Genomic DNA, 23,402 nt, shown 5'->3' with positions numbered 1-23,402 from the left:
CGACCCAGCCGGTGTCCGGGTACACGGTCCGGTTGCCGCCGATGCCGCGGCCGCCACCGCCGCGCCCGTACGTGTACCGCCTAGGAAGCGCCACGGGACGTGGCGGGCACCCTCTACCGTGGACGACTCATCCGTGATGGGGGAGCCGATGTCCGGGTTCATGCGGTCCCTGCTGGCACCTGACGTCGCGCTGCGCCTGGCCGCCGTCCTGCTCGCCGGCCTCATCGTTGTGCAGTCGCTGTTCGCCGGGGTCAGCGGCATCGGTTCGATCGTCCTGGTGCTGGCCTCCGCCGCGCTCTTCTGGGCCCTGGTCCGCCTCGCCGCCCGCCTGCGCGTCCTGCTGGCGGAGTCCAGCCCGGAGGCCTCCCGCCTGACGTCCAGGCTGGTCAGCCGCTCCCGCGCGCGCCTGGCCGCGGTGCTGGCGATCCTGGTCCTGGTCGTGCACACCGCGATCACGGGCTACCTGAGCGTCTGGACGATCCTGGTCGCGCTCGCGCTCGCCGCCGTCGCCACGCTGCTCAGCCCGGATCTGAAGCTGGTCGCCGTGCTCGGCGGCACCGCCGCGGTGTTCGGCGCCGCGACCGTGTTCCTGGCCGACATCTTCCAGGGCAGCACCGAGGCGCGGGCGCTGGCCGTCTCGCTGGCCGCGATCGTGCTGCCGGTGCTGGTCTCGGACCGGATCGTCGCGACGGTACGGCAACCCGCGCTGACCACCACGCACCACGCGATCCTGGCCGTGCTGACGCTGCTGATCGGCTTCCTCGGCTGGAGCCGGTCGGAGTGGCTGCCGGGCGTCACGCACGGCTGCTACACGCTGCCCACCTGGACCTGGTCGCTGCCGGTCTCGACCGGCATCACGACGCTCCGCGCCACCCCGGACGGCCGCCGCTGCTACGGCCTGCTGGACACCGCGGAGCCGGGCGTGTTCGCGGCCCGCGCGTTCGGCCGCGACCCGGACACGATCGCGCTGCAGCGGCGGATCCTGGAGCTGAACGAGCCGCTGAAGGACGGCGACCTGACCGTGGTCTGGCTCGGCGCGCTCTCCTGCGACCCGCTCCCGGCCGACCCGGCGCGCTGCGCGGACGGCCGCGACTACCCGTCCGAGCGTGATCAGTTGCGCGCGCTGATGTTCGCGCAGACGCACTTCCTGGCGACGTACGACGAGAAGCGCCTGCACGTGGTGATCGCGGACGCGACGCAGGACGTGGCGCACGCGGACGACGTCGCCCGCATGATCATCGCGCGGCGGGACGTGCTGGGCGACCGGCTGGTGGTGATCGGTGGCGGGGACTCCCGGGACGTGACGCAGCGCGCGATCAACCGGCTGCTGGACGCGCAGATCCCGTTCATCGCGCCGAACCTGCTGGCCGACCTGGGCGAGCCGGACGCGCCGTTCGTCAACCGGCCCGGCTACCTGCAACTGGCCGACGCGAACCGGGCCTACGCGAAGGACGTGATCGACCGGCTGTCCTTCCCGGGCGGCTACCGGCTGGACGTCTACGCGGTGCCGAACCCCACCGACCAGTACACGACGTCGCTGGTCAACGACCTGCTGGCGGTGGTGAAGGACCTGGCCGACCCGGCGGTGACCGCGCGGCACGTGACCGCGCTGGACCGCATCGACGCGTCGGTCTGCCGGGACGGCGACGTGCCGACCGTGCTGTACTTCGCGGACCGCTGGACCCGGTTCGCCGAGTTCGTCCAGCGGGTCAACGAGGTCTGCGGCCACGCCCGCCCCCGGCTGGTGATCGCGGACGTGTCGGTGAGCCGCTTCATGGCGAACAACCAGCTGCGCGCGGTCAGCAACGCGGACTGGCCGGTCGACTACCACGTGGGCGGCCCGTCCTGCGCCCAGCTGACCCCGGGTGCCCTGAAGATCATCACCGATCAGGTGTACGCGTCCCGCGACTGGACCGGCCTGGCGGAGAACGAGCCGTTCGGCTGCGCGGACCGGGACCCGGCCGCGACCGAGACCGGCGAGCTGCTGGACGCGTGCCCGCTGGACGCGGCCGTCAAGCTCGACTGCCGCCCGAACGACCTGGGCACCTACCTGATCCCGGCCTGGGACGCGGTGTTCCTGGCCGACGCGATGCTGCCGCCCGGCCGGGCCCCGCTGACCGATCTTCGGGTGACCGCGCTGCCGCTGTCCACGGACAACGACGGCGACGGCCGCGCCGACGAGGCGAGCGTGGAGCGGGGCCGGTTGCTGACGCCGACCATCCAGATCCGGATGTGGCACGCCGACCCGCTCAACGACCCGCGGCGCGTCTACGAACGCCCGAGCGACGCGCTGCTCACGAAGTGAACAGCCGGACCGTCACGGCCAGCAGCACGATGCCGAACACGGTGTAGACGGCCGGCAGCACCACCCCGGTCACCCGGCCGGTGCCGGGCGCGGTCCGCCGGGACAGCGCGACCGCCAGCGGCAACCCGGCCAGGTAGGCGATCTCCAGGGTCCAGGCCACGCCGGTACGGATCGCGGCGCCCGCGCCGAACTCCCCGGCCACCCAGCCGCCCAGCAGATATGGCCAGCCCAGCGCGAGCACGCCCAGGCAGAGCGCGACCACCGTGGTCCCGGCCCATCGCAGATTCGTCATGGCAACCCGCCGTCAGCTGTAGAGATCGCGGCCGTAGCGAGCGGCCAGGTCGCGGTAGGCGGCGGCGAACCCGCTGTCCAGGCCCGCGTCCGTGGACGGTGCCGGGGCGCCGAGGTCGTCCAGGGCCGCCCGGGTGCGGCGGGCCGCGTCGCCGAGTTCCATCTCCCGGATCAGGCCGGCGCCGGTCTCGGCCGCCACCCGCAGCGCGGCGAGGTGCCGCCGTACCTGACCGTCCAGATCGGACCACAGCGCGTCGGCGCGCGCGTCCTGCGCCCGCGCGGCGAGCACGGCCGGGCTGTCCCCGGGCAGTCCCGCGTCGCTGTGCCGGTCCAGGCCGGCCCGGATCTCGCGCAGCCGCTGCCGCTGCACCAACAGCGCGGCCAGTTCCTCGATCGTGCGGCCGAGCGCGCGTGCGCTGTCGCCGGCCGGCAGTGCGACCCGGTGCGCCCAGACGCGCTCGGCCAGCCGGACCGCGGTGTGCAGGTCGTCGCGGTCCTCGTCCGCGGTGAGCACGTGCGCCGGGCCGGGGGCGAGCACGAGCCGGGCCAGCCGGCCGGTGCGCCGGTAGGCGACGCCGAGCCAGGCGAACGCGGCCACCAGCGCCACGCAGGCGGCCCGGGCCGCGGCCGGCAGGTCCAGCACGGTGAACGTGGCGCAGAGCAGCCCGAGGCCGAGCACGGTGATCACGCGGCCGGCCAGCGCGTCGCCGTGCCGGCCGAGGCGGGCGCCGGCCGGCAGCCGCACCTCGGTGATCCAGCCGCGGCGCACGCGCCTGCCGCCCGGTACGGCCACCGGACGCGCGGCGACGACCGTGCGATCCGGGTCGGTGAGCAGGTAGGTCTGTGACGCCATCGGAACCTCCTGCCGTGGCCGTGAACGTGGGTCCCGGTCCATCGGCGGCGGCGCCGTACCCGCGAGGGGTTGTGCAAGGCCCCACAAATTGGGTGGAAAGCTCAGGTGGGAACGGGCAGATGGCGGCCATGCGCTCGGCCGTCACCGTCACCCCCGCCCGCCTGCCCGAGCTGCTGCTGCACGTCTCCGTGGTCCGGCCGGTGTTCGTCTGGGGTGCGCCGGGGATCGGCAGGAGTTCGCTGGTCCGGGACTTCGCGTCGTCGCTCGGCCTGGAGTGCGTGAGTCCGGTCGGCACGCAGCTGGCCGCGGAGGACCTGATCGGCGTGCCGGAGCTGCGGGACGGGCGCAGCCGGTTCGCGCCGCCGGAGACGATCGCCCGCGACGAGCCGTACTGCCTGTTCCTGGACGAGCTGAACGCGTCGTCGCCGGAGGGGTCGATCGTGATCGGCGCGGGCAACCGGTCGACGGACGGTGCGCTGGCCCGGCCGATGGCGAGCGCGCTGGTCAACCGGCTGGTGCGGAGATCCGGGTGCTGGAGCGGCCCGTTCGGCGACCCGAGCGGCCTGGCCGGTGCCGAGGTGCTGGCCGTGCCGGACGTGAACGTGGCCGGCCCGGTGCGGGTGACGACCGCGTTCCTGCCGCTGCTGGGCCGCTCGGCGGACCCGGTGGTGATCAACGTGAGCAGCGCGATGGGCGACCTGGTGGCCACGCACGACCCGGCGCGGCCGGAGTCCGGCGCGCTGGCGCCGGCCTACGCCGCGTCCAAGGCCGCGCTGACCATGCTGACCACCCAGTACGCGCGGGCGCTGCCCGGCATCCGGATCAACGCGGCCGACCCGGGCTACACCGCGACCGACCTCAACGGGCACACCGGCCCCCAGACCGTCACCGAGGGCACGGACGCGGTCGTCGCGCTCGCAACCGCGGGGCCGGGACGCGGCTCCGGGCGGCTGGTGTCCCGGCACGGCGAGATCACCTGGTGAGACGGTGCCGCTCGGAAAACCATCCGAACGGCGTCAAATCGCCTTCGTCGCGGTGATTTTCTGGATCTTGTGATCCGACCGGCGCCGCGGTGCGTACCTCCTGCCGACGGCCTCTCCGCTGGGGGCCCGGCAGGGGGTAGAGGGAAAGTGGCGCAGGGACCGCCGACGACATCATGGGTACGGTACGACGACGCCGGAGGAGGCACGCGCCGGGACACCCGCGGGTCATCCGACGCGCAGCCGGCCGCCTACGCCGACCAGCGCGGCTACGGTGACCAGCGCGGGTACGAGGACCAGACCGCGGGCTACGGCGAGCGGGGCGGCTACGACGAGAACGGCCGGTTCGAGGCCCGCCGGTACGACCAGCCGTCCGCGGCCTGGGAGGCCGGGTCCGGCGCGTACGCGCAGCCCGGTGCCGAGCAGCCGTGGCGGCGCCAGCCGCAGGACCTCTACGACGAGCCCGCACCGGCGCGGTCCCGCGCCCGCGTGGCGACCGTCGGCGACGGCGACGAACCGGACAACCCCTTCACCGGTAACCGCCTCTTCACGGTCCTGCTGTTCCTCGGCGGCCTCGGCACCAGCGTCGCGCTCTGGGTGTTCGAGACCCAGCCGGGCGCGGTCAGCGACCTGCCCTCGCTGATGCTCGCGATCGGCCGCGTCACCGGCCTGATCGGCGGCTACCTGCTCTTCATCCAGCTGCTGATGATGAGCCGCGCCTCCTGGCTGGAGGACTGGGTCGGCTCTCGCGACCTGCTGCACTGGCACCGCTGGCTGGGCACGTCGATGTGCGTCTTCGTGATCACGCACATCGTCTTCATCGTGTACGGGTACGCGCTGCTCGCCGAGACCGACGTGGTCACCCAGACCTTCACGATCATCACCACGCTGCCGAAGATGGTCGAGGCGCTCGCCGCCACCGTCATCATGATCTTCATCGCGCTGATCTCGATCCGCGGCCTGCGCCGGCTGCTCTCCTACGAGCTGTGGAAGGGCCTGCACCTGAGCGCGTACCTGGTGCTGGTGCTCGGCTACGGCCACCAGGTCGCGGCCGGCGCGAACCTCAGCGGCCGGTTCGCCTCGATCTTCTGGCCCGGCCTGACCGCGCTGGTCATCTCCGCCGTGGTCTGGGGCCGGGTCGTCGAACCGCTCTGGATGAACCTCCGGCACCGCTTCGAGGTCGTCGAGGTGGTCAACGAGGGCCGCAACAGCTTCTCCGTGTACGTCGACGGGCGCGGCCTGGACAAGCTGGCCGCACGCGGCGGGCAGTTCATGCGCTGGCGTTTCCTGACCGGCGGCGCCTGGTGGCAGTCGCACCCGTTCTCGCTGTCCGCCGCGCCGAACGCGCAGTGGCTGCGGCTCACCGTCACCGCGGTCGGCAAGTACACCGAGCGTCTCGCGGAGCTGGAGCCGGGCACCCGGGTGTGGCTGCAGGGACCGTACGGCACGTTCACCGCGGAGCGGCGCACCCAGCGCAACGCGCTGCTGATCGCGGGCGGCAGCGGCATCGCGCCGATCCGCGCGCTGCTGGAGGACATGCCGTCCGGCACCACCGTGATCTACCGGGCCAGCCGCCAGGACGAGGTGATCTTCCGCGACGAGCTGGAGGAGCTGGCGGTCCGCCGCGGCGCCCAGGTGTTCTTCGTCGTCGGCAGCCGCAACGAGCCCGGCCCGCGCCGGCTGTTCACCACCAGCGGCATGCGGGAGCTGGTGCCGGACGTGTCCGAGCGCGACGTCTACCTGTGCGGGCCGCCCGGCCTGGTCGACGCCGCGGTCGACCTGCTGCGCGAGCTGGACGTGCCGAACGCGCAGATCCACCTCGACCCGTTCGAGTTCTGAACCGTCCCGGCGCGCTTCGCGTACCCCCTGATGACCTTGATTGTTGATTCTAAGGAGATCCTCCGGTGCGACGCAGTACGGCAGCAGTCTTCGGCACTCTGGCCGGCGTTGGCATGATCTTCGGCGTCCGGATGGCAGCCCCCACGCAGATCGTCCCGGTCGCCGAGGACGCGGCCGCGGAGGCCCCGGCCGACTCCGGCCAGGACGCCCCCGCCGACGAGCCCGCCGACGCTCCGGCCGACGACGAGGGCGACGCCCCGGCGGACGGCGGCGGTGCCGGGGGCGGGCTCACCGACGGCGAGTTCCGCGGCACCGGATCCAAGTACGCGTACGGCACGATCCAGGTCACCATCACGGTCGAGGACGGCAAGGTCTCCGCGGCCGACGCCACCTACCCGACCGGCGGCGAGAGCGCCACGATCAACCCGCCGGCGATCGAGAAGCTCAACGAGTCCGCGCTGACCGCGGAGAACGGCGACGACGTGGACGCGGTCTCCGGCGCGACGCTCACCACCGAGGCGTACCGCAAGTCGCTGCAGGCCGCGCTGGACAAGGCCGCGGGCTGAGACCGTGCGCCACGTCGAGATGGTGATGGGCACCGCGGTCAGCATCGAGCTGGCCGCGGACCGCGCCGCACCCGAGCTGCGCGCGCTGATCGCGGACGTGTGCGGGTGGCTGCACGAGGTGGACGCGCGGTTCAGCACGTACAAGGAGGACAGCGAGGTCAGCCGCATGCGGCGCGGCGAGCTGACCTCCACCGGCTGCCACCCGGACCTGCGCCACGTGCTCGGCGCGTGCGCGGACCTGTGGCGTGCCACCGACGGCTACTTCGACGCGTACTACGGCGGCGTGCTCGATCCCTCCGGTTACGTGAAGGGCTGGGCTGTCGCGGAGGCGTCCCGGCGGCTGGTGGACGCCGGCTGTCCCACCCACTTCATCAGCGCGGGCGGCGACATCGCGGCCCGCGGCGACCGCGTCTGGCGGGTCGGCGTCCGGCACCCGTGGGACGAGACCAAGGTGGCGTGGAAACTCGCGGTGCGCGACGCGGCGGTGGCCACGTCCGGTACGTACGAGCGCGGCGGTCATGTGATCAACCCGCGGACCGGCAAACCGGCGCGTTTCCTGCGCTCGGTGACCGTGACCGGGCCGGATCTGACGCTCGCGGACGCGTACGCCACGGCCGCGCTGGCCATGGACCGCGAGGGCCTGCGCTACCTGGAGAAGCTGGCCACCGACGGGTACGAGTCCGCGGCCGTCACCGAGGACGGCCGCGCGTTCACCACCCCCGGCCTGCCGGTCGCCACGTAGCCGCCGGCCGATCTTGCGGGTTTTCCGCGGCGCCAGGCGGGAAACCTGATCGGCATGCAGCCTTCACACACACCCGCCGACTTCCCGACCGCCCCGCCGCGCTACACGCCGCCGCACGACACGCCGCCGGCCACCACGGTGCAGGGCGGCGCGCCCCTGGACGACGCGCCCGTGGGCGAGGCGCCGATCGGGACGGCCTCCGCCGGCTATCCGGCCGCCGAGGCCTCCGCCGCCGGCTTCGCGCCGGTCGACGACGCGCCCGTGGAGGCGCTGCCGATCGCGCGGGTCAACGTCGGGATGAGCGTCGTCGACTCGCTCGGCGACGCGGTCGGCACGGTCACCGCGGTCCAGATGCCCGGCACCGACGTGCGCCCCGACGTGGCCGCCGGCATCGCCGAGAACCTGGTCAGCACCGGCTACCTGCGCATCGACTCCGAGGGCCTGTTCACCACGGACGTCTACGCCTCCGGCGACCAGATCGCCGCCTCCACCGAGGGTGAGCCCGGCGTGGTCACGCTGAACGCCTCCCACGACGACCTGCACCGCGCGGCCTGATCTCTAGCGGCGTGCTCGTGTCCGTGCGCACCGAGACCCCCTGAACGCGCCGAGCCACCGGAGACCGGTGGCTTTCGGTAATGCTGTGCGAGTCGCCACCCGAGATCCGTCGTAGCGAACGGCCATTCGCGCCGCCCGCAGGAACGCGGAGCCAGCACACCAGGAGGGCACCTACTCGGGCTCCTGCCCGGGTAGGACCGCCTCAGCGGTCCTACCCGGGCAGCGCAAGCTGTGGCGTCCAGCTGCGGTGCCGCGCCGGTCGAGTGTGGCGCTGGACAGCACTCAGTGGCTCGGCGCCGACCCGTTCGTATTGAGGTTGGGGCTCTGCGAATACCTCGTACCCGGTGGTGTCATGTCGCTCATCTGGAAGACCTGCTCATTGCCGTCGAGCGAGGGGCCGCTCCCGGAGACGTTCTGATGGCGTGCGATCGAGTTCTGGCGTGCTGCGTCAAGAACATCACCCAACGCGGGATTCGCGCCATATGCCTTGGCCTCGGTAGGTGCCGTCCCGGCTTGGCCGAACGCGAGCAACACGCTGCCGATCTGCGCGCCGTTCTTGATCCATTCTAGTGTGGACGCTGCTGTCTCCTTTGTTTCAGCACTGACGATCGTGGCGAGTTTGACATCCATTCCGAATTTTGCGACTTGGACGAAGAAGTTGGCCGCGGTGATTATCTCGTGAGCGGTCGGCTTCCGTTTGCCGGAGAGCCACTGCTGGGCTCCCCGCGCCACTGTCGGGATATCGGTGAATGCTGATAGTCCTGACCCGGCTGCGCTCACCGCCGGTCCGACCTTGCCGGGTAGATTTGGCAGGCTTCCGATCGTGCTTGTCAGGGTGCCGAACAGTGAGGTCAGCGTTCCGGCTTTCTCCAGTCTGCTCCAAGCGGCCGCGTGCTTCCTTTCTAACATCCACTCGCTGAAGGCCTTCTGCTCGCTATTTGTTAGCTCTTCTCGTCGATTTGCTGGTGGCCGTTCGACGTGGGTTGGGAGTTCGGGACTGGTCATTGTTACTCCTTGGGATTCGGTGATGCGAAGCGCTGATATGGCCCTAATCCGGCTTTTCTGGGTCCTTTCTGAGGTGGGTGCCGAGGGCTCTAAAGAATCAACGAAATCTGTGCGAAGTGGGTTCAAGGAAGTCTCATTGAAGTATCTTGATGACGTTGATCAGCATTCCAGGCGGTCGCCGGGGGTGACGCCGAGGATGCGGGTGTAGTCGCGGTAGGAATTGACGCGGTTGGCGATGGCGGCGGGCTGGCCGCCGTGGCATTCGAGGACGCCGTTGATGCTGCGGATCGTCTCGCCGAAACCGGCGCCGTTGGTCATCGCGGCATGCGGCGTCATCGTGCCCGCGCCGGATTGCGTCATCCAGAACCACAGCGCGGTCTGCCATGCCACCGACGCGTTCGTCATCACCAGGTCCGGATTGTTCAGCAGGTCGAGGTTCAGCGCCTGGCCGGCCGCGTGGTAATTGGTGTTCCAGGACAGCTGGATCGGCCCGCGGCCGTGATAGGCCCGCTGACCGGCGGGGCAGCCGTACGGCGCGCCGGCGTTGCAGTAGTTGCCCCAGGCGGACTGGTTGATCTCCTCGACGTAGCGCAGGCCGCCGCTCTCCTGGTTGACGTTGGCCAGGAACGCGGCGATCTCGCGTTTGCGGGTGGTCTCGTCGCCGGTCTGGCCGAACGCCGGGTACTTCGCCATCGCGGTCATCAGGCCGGCGTACGTGTAGAACGGGATCCGGCCCGGGAAGATCTCGTTGAACGCGGCCTCGTCCAGTTTGCCGGCGCCGCCCGGCGGGGGTGCGCCCTTGCCGGGCGGTTCCGGTCTGCCGTTGGTGAACTGCGGGAAGAGCGCTCGCACCCGGTACGGGTAGGAGCCCAGATCCGGGAACGGCATTCCGCCGCGGGACTCCACCTCGGCCAGCCCGATGTCATAGGCGAGCAGTGCCAGCGTGAGCCGCTCGCCGGAAGCCTTGCCGTCGTCGATCAACCGCTGCACCGCGTCGCCGAGTTCGCAGAGGTAGCGCGCCTGGGCGAAGATCGAGTCGATCGGGTCGCGGGCAGAGGCCTCACCGCTGTCGTCGTCGTCCTCGCCGAGCCGGTCGAAGACGTCCGGCGGCAGTTGCGAGATGCCGATCTCGCCGTGCGGGCCGGTCGTCGCCGGGTCGAAGCCGGACTCCTCCATGATCTGGGCTGCCAGGACCACCGCACTGATCATGGGGCATTCGCGGCCGGCCTCGCGGAGCGCCTCCACCAGCGCCGGCTCCGGGATGCTCTCCGCTGACAGTTCGCTGTGCGGGTCACCGCCGAGTAGCGCTTCGGCGACGGCCGGACCGTTGCTGGCCGACGTGTCCGCGGGTGTGCTTGCGCCGCCCATCCCGGCGAACAGGGCCAGCGCGAGCAGGCAGATCAGCGCGAGCACCGCGACCGGGAGCAGGCCCAGCACGGAGATCGCGATACCGACGATCGCCGTGGCGTCGACGGGCTTGCGTTCCCCCGGCCCCGCGCCCTCGCCCGCCGCCTGTGCCGCCCGCGCCGCACGTGCCCCGCGTTGCAGACCTTTCGCGGACATCCTCGCCACATCCCTCACCTCGGCCGACGGGAACTCAACGGCGGTGTCCGCCGTGCGGTTCACGGACCCGCGGAACGGTATGCCAAGAAACGCCGTGAACCGGTTCGCGCGGAGCGCCGTTGGGTCTGCGTCGCGCCGCAGCGAGCACATTGCGGGCGGTCCACAGGACACAGTGGTCACCTATGGAGGGAGGCTCGATGCGTGGCTTTTCTGATCGGTGCCGAGTGACGATCTCGTCGGCGTTGGTGCTCCTCTTCACATTCCTGGCGGTGCCGATACCGGTAGCGGCGGCGTCCAGTGCGCGCGCCCCGATCAACCTGAATGTGAGGAACACCGGGGGGTACATCGTGGACATCTGTATCCGTAGCAAGAACGATCCGGTGCAGACCGAGGACAGATTCTGTGTCTGGAACCTGACCGTCAACGAGACGGAGGACATGCCACTCGACGACGAGGGCGTCGGAGTGCTCCTCGACTTCTGGGTTGACCTGGGGCCCTCATACGAGGGGTACGACGTCACCGGACGCGACTGGTGCCACTGGTCCGGGCTGGTGCAGAACGTCAAGATGCAGTGTGAGTCGGTGCCGCGCCCGCCCGCAACACATTCGGCGCCGTCAATCGCCCCATTCGACCCGTCCGCGGTACGGGACGCGGATGACCGGCGGGTGGACGTCAGTCTGCTCAATCTTCTGGCCTGGAGCGTGTCCGCCTCCGGCGTGGTCGGAATTCTCATCGTCGGATTGAACATGACGTTGCAGATGCGCCGTGGCGACATGGGTTTCGGGCCGGACCAATGGCGGCAGCTGACGATCGTCGGGATTTCCTGCATCATCGCGGTCGCGGTGGCGCCGATCCTTACGTTCCTCGACATAAAACTCCCCTGATGGAAAACCTGCGAAAAGAGGAAACCGTGTTCTCGATCCACCGCGCTCTCGCCACGTTCGGAGCTTTCCCCGAGGTCGAGGTGCCGTCGCCGGACCGTGGCGGTGCCGCGCCGGAGGACCTCGCGGCCATGGTGACCACCGCGATGAATCTGATCGCCTGGGCCGGCACCGCGGCCGGTGTCGTCGGTGTGCTGATCACTGGGACGATGATGGCCATCTCGCACCAGCGCGGCGAGAGTTCCGAGCACATGAGCCGGCTCGGCCTGGTGCTCGGCGGCTGCATCCTGGTCGCGACCGCCGGCCCGATCGTCGGCTTCTTCTTCAACGCTCCGGGCGCCTAGATGGGCAGCCGGTTCGAGACCGACCCGACGCCGTACTGGCGGCAGCGGGGCTGGCTGGTGCCGGCCGTGCTGTTCGCAGTGCTGCTGCTCACCGGGGCCGGCCTCCTGGTGCTACGCGACGGTCCGCGGGTCGCCCCGCGGACCACCGGGCCGGTGCTGGTGGACGGCCGGCCGGACGGCTGCCGGACCGACGACTCGCAACAGGACGCGCCGGTCGGGCCGCCCGCGGACCTGACCTGGCGGGAGCTGAATGGGGCGCGGGTCCCGCTGTCCGCCTCATCCGGCCCGGTTCGCACCGATGGTGCGCTCCTGTGGTGTTTTGCGCACACGCCGACCGGCGCGGTGATGGCCGCGCACGTCATACCGCGGCAGTTGAGCGGCCGTGACTGGCGTGCGGTGGTGGAGCGGCAGGTGGAGCCGGGGCCGGGGCGCGAGGTGTTCGTCGCGATGCGTTCCTCGATTCACGACTCACCGGTGATGGGCACCGCGGTCCTGGTGACCGGGTTCGCGCTGGTGGTCTACACGGCGGAGCGCGCGATCGTACGCGTGCTGGTGCGCCTGGCCGGATTCGGTGACGCGGCCGCGGATTACCGGCTGGCCTGGTTGGACGGCGACTGGAAGCTGGTGCCGTCCGGCGGGGGCGAGCTGTACACACCGCTGACGCCGGTGAACACGTCCGCCGGCTTCATCCTGTGGGAGGACTGACATGCCGGACTGCAGCAACGGCGACATTGTCTACGTCGGCACGTTCGGCGCCGTGCACAGACTCTTCGATCAGGGGATCGACGGGCTCCTCCGCGACATCGCCAGCGCGATCATGAGAGCGGCCGCGAGCCTCTTCGGCGAGCTGGCGCTCCGGATCCCGACGCTGTCCCAGGACCCGGAGATCAACCACAAGATCGGCCTGCAGACCAACTGGCTGGTGGTCACGATCGCGGTCGCGTCGCTGCTGTTCGCGGCCGCCCGGATGGCGCTGGAACGACGGGGCCAGCCCGGCGTGGTCGCGATCAGGGGTGTGCTGCGCCTGATCCTGGTGGCCGGGGCCGGGTCGTTCGTGCTCATCCAGCTCGCGCTGCTGTCCGACCGGTACACCGAGCACCTGTTCGAGGCCGGCGTGAAGGAGCAGCTGAAGACGATCGCGTCGTGCGACAACGCGGACATCTCCACGTTCCTGATCATCATCATCGGGCTGCTGCTGCTGATCGCCGGGCTGGTGCACATCGTGCTGCTCTACATCCGGCTCGGCGTGATGGTGCTGCTGGTGGGCACGCTGCCGCTGGCCGCGGTCGCGTCGATGACCGAGTGGGGCTCGTCCTGGTGGCGCAAGCACATCGCCTGGATGACCGCGTGGCTGATCTACAAGCCGGCGGTCGGGCTGATCTTCTACGTCGGCGCCACGATGATCTCCTTCGAGGGCCAGAACGCGGTACAGCAGAAGATCGCCGGCTGCGGCGTGCTGCTGATGGCCGCGGTCGCGCTGCCCGGCCTGCTCCGGCTGGTCGTGCCGGCCACGATGGCGCTCGGCAACTCCGACGGCGCGTCCTCCGCGGTCGCGTCCGGCGCCGGTGCCGCGGCCCAGGCGACCGGCGCGATCGGCTCGGCCGGCATGCGGTACGCGCGCGGCGGCGGCAAGGGCGGCGGCAAGTCCGGCGGCCGGGGAGCGACCGGCGCGGCCGGAGCAACCGGCGGCGGTGGCGGCGGAACCGGCGGCGGGGGCGGCGGCGCGGGTGGCGGCCGCAGCACCGGCCGGGCGATCGCCTCCGGTGCCGGGCGCGTCGCGGCCGGCGCGATCGGCGGTGCCGCGCTGGTGGCCGCGAAGGCATCCACCACCGCCGTCAAGCACGGCACCAATCTGGCCCAGGGCGCGGTGTCCGGCAATCCCGACTGACCGCGACCCGCGACCGACCGCAATCCCAGACTGACAGGGAAGGTGCACATGACCACGGAGGCCGTTGTCCGCCGTACGTACGGCAACTGGCGTCGCCCACGACGGTCCGGGCTCGGGCCGCTCGGCCTGATCGGCACCATCGCCGCGTTCGGCGGCATCGTCGTGGTGCTGCTCGCGTCGCTGATCTCGCTGTCCGCCGCGATGGTGGTGTTCGTGCCGCTGGCCGCCGCGATCGCGCCGCTGGCCGTGCGGACCGAGGACGGCCGCAACGTCTACCAGATGGCCGCGACCCGGATCAGCTGGCGGCAGCGCCGGTCCCGCGGCGAGCACCTCTACGTCTCCGGCCCGCTGTCCCGCCGCGCCGGCGGCCGCTACCAACCCCCGGGCCTGCTCAGCCAGGTACGGATGGGCGAGGGCCGGGACGCGTTCGACCGCCCGTTCGGCGTGCTGCACCACCGCGGCCGCAACCGGTTCACCGTCGTGCTGGAGTGCGTGCCGGACGGCGGCGGGCTGGTCGACCAGGAGCAGGTCGACGTGTGGGTGGCGCTGTGGGGCGAGTGGCTGGCCCGGCTGTCGCACGAGCCGAACCTGAAGGGCGCGTCGGTGATCGTGGAGACCGCGCCGGACTCCGGCCGGACGCTCGCGGCCGAGGTGCTGCCCCGGCTGTCCCCGGACGCGCCGGACATCGCCCGCGCGGTGATGGAGGAGATCGTCGAGCAGTACCCGGCCGCGTCGTCGGAGATGCACACGTACGTGACGCTCACCTACGCGGCGCCGGGCGGCAACAAACGCGACCTGGACGACGTGATCACCGACTTGGCGGTCCGGATCCCCGGCCTGTGCGGCGGCCTGATCGGCGCGGGCGGCGGTTCCGCGGAGCCGCTGTCCGCCGAGCGGATCGCCGAGGTGGTCCGGGTGGCGTACGACCCGGCATCGGTCACCGACGTGATGGAGGCCCGCGCCGAGCACGGCGGCACCGGCCTGGAGTGGGACGACGCCGGCCCGGCCGCGTGCGTGGAGTCCGTCGACTCCTACAGCCACGACTCCGGCGTCTCGCGCACCTGGATGCTGACCATGGCGCCGCGCGGCACGGTCGGCTCCGGCGTGCTGCGCGACATCCTGGAGGCCGCGCCCGGCACCCGCCGCAAGCGCGTCACGCTGCTCTACCGGCCGATCGACCCGGCCACCTCCGCCAAGATCGTCGAGTCGGACCGGCGCAGCGCCCAGTTCATGGCCAGCTCCGGCCGCGGCCTGGTGCAGGCGCGCGCGTCCGCGGAGATCGCCGCGGCCGAGCAGACCGCGGCGGAGGAGGCGTCCGGCGCCGGGCTGGTCGAGTTCTCGCTGCTGCTGACCGTGACCGTGGACGCGCACGAGGACCTGGTCGACGCGAACGTGACGGTCCGCAACCTGATCGCCGGGTCGCGGCTGTCGATGCGCCCGGCCGACCGCATGCAGGCGGCCGCGTTCACCTGCTCGCTGCCCGCGGGCGTCCTGCCGTGGGAGTACACGCTGATCCCGCACGAGCTCCAGGAGGCGCTGTGAGAACGTCGTACCTGGGTACCGGCTGGCGCCGGGGCGCGTCCGGCGCCCGCAACGCGCTGCCGGTCCTGGAGATGCCGGACCCCGGCGAGACGGTCGCGAGGCCGAGACGCAGCAGCGGCGCGGTGCCCACCCATGGCTGGCCCGGCTCCGGCGGCGGCCGCGTCGGCTACGTCGACCCGCCCACCATGTGGCGCGCCACCACGGTCCAGGCCTGCGGGCTGTGGCCGTTCTCCGCCGGGTCCGGCGCGCCGATGAGCGGCGTGCCGCTGGGCCAGCACCTGGCCACCGGCGCGACCGTGTGCGGCGACCCGCTGTCCTGGTTCATGCGTGCCCGGTACATCTCCAACCCGTCGCTGTTCATGCTCGGCATGCCGGGCCTGGGCAAGTCCACACTGGTCAACCGGATCCTGATCGGGCTGGCCGCGCAGGGCGTGACGCCGCTGGTGCTCGGCGACCTCAAACCCGACTACGCCGACACGGTACGGGCCCTGGGCGGCCAGGTGATCTCGATCGGCCGCGGCGTCGGCGGCCTGAACGTGCTCGACCCGGGCGCGATGGGCGCGGCGGCCCGGCGGATCGGCGGTGCGGCCGGTGAGGCGCTCGCGGCCGAGGCGGACGGCCGGATCCTCAACATGGTCGCGGCGCTGCTCACCATCGTGCGCGGCCAGGCCGTCGGCGACCACGAGCAGGCCGTGCTCGCGGCCTGCCTGCGGCACCTGCGGGAACGCGCGGCCGGGCGGGCGTACCTGCTGCCGGACCTGCTCACGGTGCTGACCGAGGGCCCGGAGCCGGTCCGCGCGGTCACGCTCGACCGCGGCCAGGAGACCAGGTATCGCGACGCCGTCGACCCGCTGCACCGGTCGCTGCTCGGCATCCTGGACGGGCCGCTCGGCGGCACGTTCTCCGCCAGCACGTCCACCCACATCGACCCGGACGCGCCCGCGGTCTGCATCGACATCTCCCGGATCGGTGAGTCGGACACCCAGCTGACCGCGGCCGCGATGCTCGCCGCCTGGTCCGACGGGCTGGGCACGGTCGCGGCCGCGCACGCGCTCGCGGACGCCGGGCTGGCACCGCGGCGCTGGTTCTTCACCGTGCTCGACGAGCTGTGGCGCCCGCTGCGCGCCGCGTCCGGCATCGTCGACCGGATCGACGCGCTGACCCGCCTGAACCGGTCGCTCGGCCTGGGCGACGCGAAGATCACCCACACGCTGAAGGACGCCGAGTCCGTCGGTACGGACGCGGACCGGGCCAAGGCGCGCGGCTTCGTCGAACGCGCCGGCATGGTGGTCTGCGCCGGGCTGCCCAAGTCGGAGATGGAGGACCTCGGCCGTACCGTCGGACTGTCCCGCCGGGAGATCGAGCTGGTCTCGTCCTGGTCGTCGCCGCCCGGCTGGGCCGCCACCGGCGTCAACGACGAGCCGCCCGGCCGCGGCCGCTTCCTGATCAAGGTGGGTGGGCGGCCCGGCATCCCGATCCGGATGACCATCACCGACGCGGAACGGCTGCTGCACGACACGAACACGCGCTGGGTGAAGAACGGCGAGGCGGACCGCCGGGCCGAGGCCGCGGCGGCGGTCCGATGAGGGGCGCACGGCCCGGCAACGAGACCGGTGTCGCGGTGATGGCGGTCGCGGCGGCCGGGCTCGGCGGCTACGGCCTGGTCGCGGCCGGTGGCACGCTCGGCGTCGCCGCGGCCGGCGGTGGCTGGCGCCCGCCGCCGTTCTCCGCGGACGCGCTGGTCACCCTGACACAGCGGGGCCCGGCCGCGCTCTGGCCCGGCGCACCCGGCTGGGCCGTCTACGGCGGCATCCTGCTGATGCTGGCCGTGACCGCGGCCGTCGGGTTCGAGCTGATCACCAGGCTGCGCCCGCGGGAGAAGAAGAGCGGCGGGCTGGCCACCGCGCGGGACCTGGCCGCGTTCCTGCCGAAGGCGGTCACCGAGCGCGCCCGCGGGCTCCGCCCGTCCCTCATGGGCGTCAAGGACCCGCGGCCGGACCAGACCGGTAACCTGCTCGGCGACCTGCACCCGGCCGGACCGGAACTGCGCTCCTCGTTCGAGGACGTGGAGCTGGACCTGATGGCACCGCGGGCCGGCAAGTCCACCGGCATCGCGATCCCACGGGTGCTGCGCGCCCAGGGCCCGGTGCTGCTCACCTCGAACAAGTCCGACGTCTACGCCGTGACACGGGCACAGCGCGAGGCCGTCGGTACGGTGTGGACGTTCGACCCGCAGGGCATCGCGCACACCCGGCGTGCCATGTGGTGGAACATGCTCTCCGTCTGCGTCACGATCGAGGGCGCGCGCCGGCTCGCCGGTCACTTCGTCGCCTCGATCAACGACGACACCGCGAAGAAGGACTTCTGGATCTCCGCGGCGCAGAACACGCTCACCGCGCTGTTCCTCGCGGCCGGCCGCAGCGGCGCGTCCGTCACCGATCTGCTCGGCTGGCTGGCCGACCCCGCCGACCGTACCCCCGTGGATCTGTTGCGGGACGCCGGCCTGCCGGCCATGGCAGATCAACTGCAGGGCACGGTACGCGGCGCGGTGGAGACCCGGGACGGCATCTACGAGACTGCCCGGCAGTGCGTCTCCTGCCTGCTCGACCCGGAGATCCTGGCCTGGGTCACGCCGGACCCGTTCACGCGGGAGTTTACGCCGGACGAGCACGTGCTCCGCCGGGACACGCTCTACCTGCTGTCCAAGGACGGGGGTGGCTCGGCCGCCGGGGTGATCGCCGGTCTCGCCGACTCCACCATGCGGGCCGGCGTGCAGGCCGCGGAACGGATGGGCGGCCGGCTCGACCCGCCGATGACCGCGGTGCTGGACGAGGCCGCGAACGTCTGCCGCATCTCCGACCTGCCCGACCTCTACAGCCACCTCGGCTCGCGCGGCATCAACGTGGTAACGCTGCTGCAGAGCTACCGGCAGGGCGCGCGGGTCTGGGGCGACGCCGGGATGGACGCGCTGTGGAGCGCCGCCACCATCAAGCTGCTCGGCGCCGGCCTGGACGACGCGGACTTCGTCGACAAGGTCGCCCGGCTGGTCGGCCAGCACGACGTCAAGACGCTCAGCACGTCGCACAGCCGCGACGGCCGGTCCCGGTCCACCTCGTACCGGCAGGAACAGATCCTCCCGGCCGACAGGATCCGCGCGCTGCCGAAGGGCACCGCGCTGCTGCTCGCGACCGGTGTCCGGCCCGCGCTGATCCGGCTGCGGCCCTGGTTCAAGGAACCGGACGCCGGGCCGATCTCCGCCGCCGCCAAGGCCGAGGAACGCGCGATCACCGACCGCGCGACCGGTGTCACCAGCCCGATCGAGGAAGGACCGTTCCGATGACCGCCGAAGCGCCGCCGGAGTCCCCGTTCATCCTGTTCATGGCGGAGCCGATGTTCTCCGAGGAACTCAGCCGGCTCAAGACCTGGGTGCACGGACTGCTGCTCCCGGTGTACGGCCGCGAGGTGACCACCACGCTGCCCTGGTGTCCACAGTGGTGGGAACACCTGGAGGCGGTGGCCCGGCTGCACGCGCTGTGGCTCGCCTGGCAGGACGCGAACGCGCCCGGCGCCGCGCTGCAGTCGCTCTCCGCCTGGCACCGCGACCACCTCAACCTCACGCTGCCGGTGCTGCGCGACCCGTCCGGCCCGTTCGCCGGCTGCAAGCGCGGCAGCCACCGGCTCAAGGAGGTCCCGTACACCGAGGGTGTCCAGGCCTGACCGTCCCGTGCGGCCGTCCGTGAGAGGAGGAGGTGTGCCGTGCTGATCGACCATCCCGTCGCCGAACTGCTCGGCGTCTACTACCTGGACGCGCTCCCGGCCGCGCAGGACGGCGAGATCGAGGCGCACCTCGCGGTCTGCGCCGCCTGCCGCGGCACCGCGGACGAGATCGTCGAGCTGGTCGCCGCGCTGGCCCTGGTCCACGACGAGCACCGGGCCGGGCTGCTGGACGCGTTCGGTGTGCTGCACCGCGACCGGGACGCGCCGCCGCCGGCCGCGTTCGCACGGTTCGCGCCGATGCCGGTGGCGACGCCCGCGGACGATCTGATCGAGGACCTCGCGGCCGCACCGGACGCCGGGCCGCTGGTCCGGGCCGTCCGGCTCCGGCGCGCACCCCGGGACCGCGGCCGGACCCGGGCGCTGGCCACCACCGGCACGCTGTTCTGCGCCGCGCTGCTGATCGCCGGTCTCGCGGTGACGTCGCTGGCCCGGGCCGGCGGCGACACCCCCGGCGCGGAGGGACCGTACGTGACCGCGGCCGCCACCGGGCAGGCCGGCGGCGTGTCGCTGTCCGTCGTGGTCAGCGAGCCGGTCGCCGGCGAGGCACTGGTCCGCGCCACGGTCAGCGGCCTCGACCCGGACGAGCCGTACCAGCTGCACGCCACGACCGCGGACGGCCGGACCGCGCTCGTGTCCGCCTGGGTCGACACCGGACTGGTCCGGGACGTGACCGGCCGGCTGGACGCGGTGCTCGCCGACGTCGTCTCCGTCACCGTCACCGAGCCGGACGGCGGCACCGTGGTGACGGTCGAGCTCGGGGACACGTACCGATGAACTCACCGCGGAGCACGGTCACGACGCGCGAGACGCCGGAGGCGGCACTCGAGCACTTCCAGCGCGTGCACCGGCCGGTGCTGCTGGCGTACGTCAAGCGGCTGGTCAAGGGCGACCTGTACTGGGCCGAGGACGTGGTCCAGGAGACCATGCTGCGCGCCTGGCGCAACCCGGACGCCCGCATGCGGGACGGCCGGTGGAGCCGCGGCTGGCTGTGCACGGTCGCCCGGCGGATCGTCATCGACCAGGTCCGGGCCGCCCGGTCCCGGCCGCCGGAGGCGCTGGACGACTCGGTGCCGGACATGGCCGCGGCCGAGGTCGACGTGGACGGGCGACTGGACGACCGGGAGATCCGGTCCGCGGTCGCGGCGCTGCCGGAACGGCTCCGCACCGTGCTCGTGGAGATCTACTACCGGGAGCGCACGGTCGCGGAGGCGGCCGAGGTGCTCGACGTACCGGCGGGCACGGTCAAGTCCCGCACCTTCTACGCGCTGCGCGCGTTGCGCGGCGCCCTGGACGAGCGCGGATACACGCGCCAGATCGGGGACTGGTGACATGGCACCTCGTATTGATCTGACGGAGCCGTCCCCGGCCGCGCGCCGGGCCGCGGTTAAGGCGTTGACGGCGGACCTCGCGGGACTGCGGCGCGCGAACGCGCTCGGGCTCAGCGTGGGCCGGCAATCGGTCGATCTGCGCGACAGTCTCTCCCGGTGGGAGGAAGGCCTCAGGGAGCCGCAGGCCTCCTGGTGGAGTCGGGTGGTGCGGAGGCTGGCGAACGTCGTGCGGTCGCGCGCGGGCCAGACGCCGGCCGGAACCGGTGAGCCCGCCACTCCCGACGAGCAGGACCTGGCCGACGCGATCCGGCACATCCTCGCGGATCCGCGGTTGGCCGGTCTTCGGGAGCTCTACTACGCCAGCCCGGGCTGGTTCGCGAGGACCAGAGCGCTGACCGCGCCGGACCGGCCGGCGGGCCGCGAGCCTGCCGGCCGGGAGCCAGCGAGTCAGTACCTTCCGGCCGATAGATACGCCGCGATCGATGAGTGGCGGCGGCAGGTGCCGCACGCGGCCAGCGTGACCTCGGTCGCGACGGACAACGCACCGCGCCGGTCCGCGGAACCGGCCGAGAGCGTCGCCTCTCGCACGCGGTTCGCCGCACCGGCCGATGAACATCGACCGGCCCGAACGCTGTGATGACCCGCCGGACCGATCCCGAAGGTTGCCCGAGATGAACGTGCCGACGATGTTCCGGCCGGTGCTCGCCGTGCTGGCCGCCCTGGCAGTGGTCGCGGCGCCGGCACCGGCGCTGGCCGTGGGGGAGCAGAGCTTCACGAAGTACTACGAGGTGCAGGACGCGTTCGAGGGCAAGCCGGAGACGCTCTACGACATCGCCACACGGCTGCTCGACGACACCACCCGGTACAGCGAGATCCTGCACCTCAACATCGGCCGGAAGCAGCCGGACGGCGGTGTGCTGGACGACCCGGGGAAGCTGCGCGACGGCTGGCTGCTGGTCCTGCCGTGGGACGCCTACGGCGACGGCGTACGGTACGGCCTGCTCCCGGAGACGGCAGCGGCACCCGACCCGCCGAATCCGCCGAACCCGCAGCCGACCCCGTCGAAGCCACCCGCGAACCCATCGCCCAACCCGCAGACCGGCGCCCAGAACCCGCCGCAGACCGGCGCCCAGAACCCGCCGCAGACCGGTACCCAGAACCCGCCCGCGACACCCGCGCACGGCGGCATCCCCACGGTCCCGTCGTCCGGGTTGAAGCCGTCGCCCGGCGCCTGTACCACCGGCACCGCCCGTGCGAAGCCGGACTGGGCCGCGCTGCGCGTCGCCGCGAACAAGGCCTGGCCGCGCAGCCGCGGCGAGGGGCAGACCGTCGCGGTCGTCGACTCCGGTGTGGACGGTCTGCACCCGCAGCTGTCCAGCCGGGTCCGCGCCGGGGTGAACGTCACCGACCCGAAGAGCCCGGCCGACGTCGACTGCCTCGGCACCGGCACCGCGATCGCCGCGATCGTCGCGGCCCGCGCCACCGGGGACGGCGACTTCACCGGCGTCGCACCGGACGCCATGGTGCTGCCGGTCCGGATCCTCACCACGACGCCGACCACCACGCCGTACATCCAGACCACCGGCGTCACCAAGGCCGTCGCCGCGGGCGCGACCGTGCTCGCGCTCGGCACCGCCGTGGACCCCACGCAGAAGGACGTCGCCGAGGCGATCCGCCGCGCGGTCGAGGCCGGCGCGGTCGTGGTGGTCTCCGCCCCGGCCGGCGGCACGTCCACACCGGAGGCGATGGACGGCGTGATCCGGGTCGCCGGTGTCGGCGCGGCCGGTCAGTCCGTGGCCGACTACCGGAAGGGCACGGTCGACGTGGCCGCGCCCGGCATGAACGTGACCAGCCTCGGCACCTCCGGCGGCGCGGGCAGCAGCGGCAACTACGCGGTCGCGTACGTGGCCGGGGTCGCCGCGCTGGTCCGCGCGGCCTACCCGGACCTGTCCGCGGAGCAGGTACGCCAGCGGATCCTCGCCACCGCGGACGGGATGAGCGACGTCCGCCGCCCGGACCCGCTCTACGGCTGGGGCATGGTCGACCCGGGCGCCGCGGTCACCCGGGACCTGCCGGCCGAGTCGGCCGGTGCGTCGCCGGACCCGCTGACCGTGGACCCGCCGCCCGGCCAGGACGCACCGGACGGCGCCGCGCCGGCCGGTCAGCGCCGCAACCCGGTCGCGCTGATCCTGGTCACGCTGCTCGCGCTCGGCCTCGCGGTCTTCCTCGGAGTGCGCTTCCGGCGGATCTGGCGGGGCGGCGAGAACTCCGTCCGCGTACCGCGTGGGTTCTCGGTCCCGAAGCTCTTCCGGCGCCCGCCGCGTGCCGACCGGGACCCGGGCGAGGACCGCACGCTGGTGCGCGTGTCGCGCCCGTTCGCACCGGCCGCCACGCACGGCCACGACCGCTGGGGCGAGTTCGACGACGTGCCCGTGGAGTACGCGGAGACCACCGACGACGAGGTGAGGGAACGATGATGATCAACGGAAGCGCCGTGGCCGCCGATCCGCGGCCCGGCCTGTCCACGGCCGGTGTCAGCTGGGTCGCGGCGCACGGCGGCGCGGGCGCGAGCACGCTGGCGGCCGCGCTCGGCGGCGTCGACGTCGGCGCGCGCTGGCCGTCCGAGTCGCGCGCGGACCCGGCCCGCGTGCTGCTCGTCGCGCGCACGCACAGCGGCGGTCTGCGCGCGACCGCCCGCGCGCTCGCGGCGATGCGCGAGGGCCGGCACCCGCCCCGCATGGAACTGCTCGGCCTGGTCCTGGTCGCGGACGCGCCGGGCCGGTTGCCGTGGCCGCTGTTCCGCCGCACGCGCGTGCTGCGGTCGGTGGCGCCTGTCTGGCGGGTGCCCTGGATCGAGCAGTGGCGGCTCGGCGCCGAGCTGCGCAAGGCCCCGAAGGTGCTGCTCAGCCTCGCGGATCTGGTCGACGACCTGTCCTGAACCCC

Annotated in this window: 23 protein-coding genes; 19 read left to right on the top strand and 4 right to left on the bottom strand. The window is 72.6% G+C overall.

The features are described 5' to 3' along the window. The first annotated feature begins 118 nt into the window (after window positions 1-118). Window positions 119-2,305 carry a hypothetical protein gene (locus J2S42_RS06980; protein ID WP_307236381.1) on the top strand — a complete coding sequence of 729 codons (2,187 nt, stop codon included), beginning with the start codon at window positions 119-121 and terminating at the stop codon, window positions 2,303-2,305. Here J2S42_RS06980 and J2S42_RS06975 read toward each other — a convergent pair. Further along, window positions 2,295-2,597, bottom strand: coding sequence for a hypothetical protein (locus tag J2S42_RS06975; protein ID WP_307236379.1), 303 nt, complete (start codon window positions 2,595-2,597; stop codon window positions 2,295-2,297). The two genes, J2S42_RS06980 and J2S42_RS06975, sit on opposite strands and share 11 nt — an antisense overlap. Before the next feature lie 12 nt (window positions 2,598-2,609). Continuing rightward, window positions 2,610-3,449: a hypothetical protein gene (locus tag J2S42_RS06970; RefSeq protein WP_307236377.1), complete on the bottom strand. Its 840-nt coding sequence runs from the start codon at window positions 3,447-3,449 to the stop codon at window positions 2,610-2,612. Between the two features lie 128 nt (window positions 3,450-3,577). On the opposite strand from J2S42_RS06970, the gene J2S42_RS06965 reads away from it, so the two are divergent. The 5 genes from J2S42_RS06965 to J2S42_RS06945 all read left to right on the top strand — a co-directional run bounded on the left by J2S42_RS06965 (window position 3,578) and on the right by J2S42_RS06945 (window position 8,131). Continuing rightward, window positions 3,578-4,432: an SDR family NAD(P)-dependent oxidoreductase gene (locus J2S42_RS06965; protein ID WP_307248647.1), complete on the top strand. Its 855-nt coding sequence runs from the start codon at window positions 3,578-3,580 to the stop codon at window positions 4,430-4,432. A 147-nt stretch (window positions 4,433-4,579) separates the two neighbouring features. Then, window positions 4,580-6,268: a ferredoxin reductase family protein gene (locus tag J2S42_RS06960; RefSeq protein WP_307236375.1), complete on the top strand. Its 1,689-nt coding sequence runs from the start codon at window positions 4,580-4,582 to the stop codon at window positions 6,266-6,268. Between the two features lie 65 nt (window positions 6,269-6,333). After that, a complete protein-coding gene (locus tag J2S42_RS06955) occupies window positions 6,334-6,834 on the top strand; it encodes an FMN-binding protein (RefSeq protein ID WP_307236373.1) in 501 nt (166 codons plus the stop codon). A gap of 25 nt (window positions 6,835-6,859) precedes the next feature. After that, window positions 6,860-7,576, top strand: coding sequence for an FAD:protein FMN transferase (locus tag J2S42_RS06950; RefSeq protein WP_307248645.1), 717 nt, complete (start codon window positions 6,860-6,862; stop codon window positions 7,574-7,576). A 54-nt stretch (window positions 7,577-7,630) separates the two neighbouring features. Further along, window positions 7,631-8,131, top strand: a complete 501-nt coding sequence (locus J2S42_RS06945) for a hypothetical protein (RefSeq protein WP_307236371.1) — start codon at window positions 7,631-7,633, stop codon at window positions 8,129-8,131. A 282-nt stretch (window positions 8,132-8,413) separates the two neighbouring features. Here J2S42_RS06945 and J2S42_RS06940 read toward each other — a convergent pair whose 3' ends face one another. Continuing rightward, on the bottom strand, window positions 8,414-9,136 hold the full coding sequence (locus J2S42_RS06940) for a hypothetical protein (RefSeq protein ID WP_307236369.1): 723 nt from the start codon (window positions 9,134-9,136) through the stop codon (window positions 8,414-8,416). Between the two features lie 159 nt (window positions 9,137-9,295). After that, window positions 9,296-10,699: a glycoside hydrolase family 19 protein gene (locus J2S42_RS06935; RefSeq protein WP_307236368.1), complete on the bottom strand. Its 1,404-nt coding sequence runs from the start codon at window positions 10,697-10,699 to the stop codon at window positions 9,296-9,298. A 224-nt stretch (window positions 10,700-10,923) separates the two neighbouring features. Here J2S42_RS06935 and J2S42_RS06930 point away from each other — a divergent pair, with 224 nt between their 5' ends. The 13 genes from J2S42_RS06930 to J2S42_RS06870 are packed head-to-tail and all read left to right on the top strand — an operon-like array spanning window position 10,924 to window position 23,397. Further along, window positions 10,924-11,583, top strand: a complete 660-nt coding sequence (locus tag J2S42_RS06930; protein WP_307236366.1) for a hypothetical protein — start codon at window positions 10,924-10,926, stop codon at window positions 11,581-11,583. Further along, window positions 11,583-11,924 carry a hypothetical protein gene (locus J2S42_RS06925; protein ID WP_307236364.1) on the top strand — a complete coding sequence of 114 codons (342 nt, stop codon included), beginning with the start codon at window positions 11,583-11,585 and terminating at the stop codon, window positions 11,922-11,924. Before J2S42_RS06930 ends, J2S42_RS06925 begins: the two co-directional genes overlap by 1 nt. Then, entirely contained in the window at window positions 11,925-12,629 is a 705-nt protein-coding gene (locus J2S42_RS06920; protein ID WP_307236362.1) for a DUF8175 domain-containg protein, read from the top strand. It abuts the gene before it with no gap. Between the two features lies 1 nt (window position 12,630). Continuing rightward, window positions 12,631-13,812 (top strand): hypothetical protein, encoded by a 1,182-nt coding sequence (locus J2S42_RS06915; RefSeq protein ID WP_307236360.1) that lies wholly within the window; start codon window positions 12,631-12,633, stop codon window positions 13,810-13,812. Between the two features lie 48 nt (window positions 13,813-13,860). Continuing rightward, entirely contained in the window at window positions 13,861-15,354 is a 1,494-nt protein-coding gene (locus J2S42_RS06910; protein ID WP_307236358.1) for an SCO6880 family protein, read from the top strand. Continuing rightward, window positions 15,351-16,940, top strand: a complete 1,590-nt coding sequence (locus tag J2S42_RS06905; protein WP_307236357.1) for a putative type IV secretion/conjugal transfer ATPase — start codon at window positions 15,351-15,353, stop codon at window positions 16,938-16,940. The genes J2S42_RS06910 and J2S42_RS06905 overlap by 4 nt, the downstream gene beginning before the upstream one ends. Then, a complete protein-coding gene (locus tag J2S42_RS06900) occupies window positions 16,937-18,694 on the top strand; it encodes a type IV secretory system conjugative DNA transfer family protein (protein ID WP_307236355.1) in 1,758 nt (585 codons plus the stop codon). Before J2S42_RS06905 ends, J2S42_RS06900 begins: the two co-directional genes overlap by 4 nt. After that, window positions 18,691-19,071 carry a DUF4913 domain-containing protein gene (locus J2S42_RS06895; protein ID WP_307236353.1) on the top strand — a complete coding sequence of 127 codons (381 nt, stop codon included), beginning with the start codon at window positions 18,691-18,693 and terminating at the stop codon, window positions 19,069-19,071. The genes J2S42_RS06900 and J2S42_RS06895 overlap by 4 nt, the downstream gene beginning before the upstream one ends. A 39-nt stretch (window positions 19,072-19,110) precedes the next feature. Then, window positions 19,111-19,905, top strand: a complete 795-nt coding sequence (locus J2S42_RS06890) for a zf-HC2 domain-containing protein (protein ID WP_307236351.1) — start codon at window positions 19,111-19,113, stop codon at window positions 19,903-19,905. Beyond that, a complete protein-coding gene (locus J2S42_RS06885) occupies window positions 19,902-20,459 on the top strand; it encodes a sigma-70 family RNA polymerase sigma factor (protein ID WP_307236349.1) in 558 nt (185 codons plus the stop codon). Before J2S42_RS06890 ends, J2S42_RS06885 begins: the two co-directional genes overlap by 4 nt. Before the next feature lies 1 nt (window position 20,460). Further along, window positions 20,461-21,096, top strand: coding sequence for a hypothetical protein (locus J2S42_RS06880; RefSeq protein WP_307236347.1), 636 nt, complete (start codon window positions 20,461-20,463; stop codon window positions 21,094-21,096). Window positions 21,097-21,130: 34 nt separating this feature from the next. Beyond that, window positions 21,131-22,936, top strand: coding sequence for a S8 family serine peptidase (locus tag J2S42_RS06875; protein ID WP_307236345.1), 1,806 nt, complete (start codon window positions 21,131-21,133; stop codon window positions 22,934-22,936). Further along, a complete protein-coding gene (locus J2S42_RS06870; protein ID WP_307236343.1) occupies window positions 22,933-23,397 on the top strand; it encodes a DUF6668 family protein in 465 nt (154 codons plus the stop codon). The genes J2S42_RS06875 and J2S42_RS06870 overlap by 4 nt, the downstream gene beginning before the upstream one ends. The last annotated feature ends 5 nt before the right edge of the window (window positions 23,398-23,402 follow it).

The sequence above is a fragment of the Catenuloplanes indicus genome (assembly GCF_030813715.1).
Lineage (GTDB): Bacteria > Actinomycetota > Actinomycetes > Mycobacteriales > Micromonosporaceae > Catenuloplanes > Catenuloplanes indicus.
The sequence above is the reverse complement of the archived record's forward strand: the minus strand, read 5'-3'. Positions and strand labels throughout refer to the sequence as shown.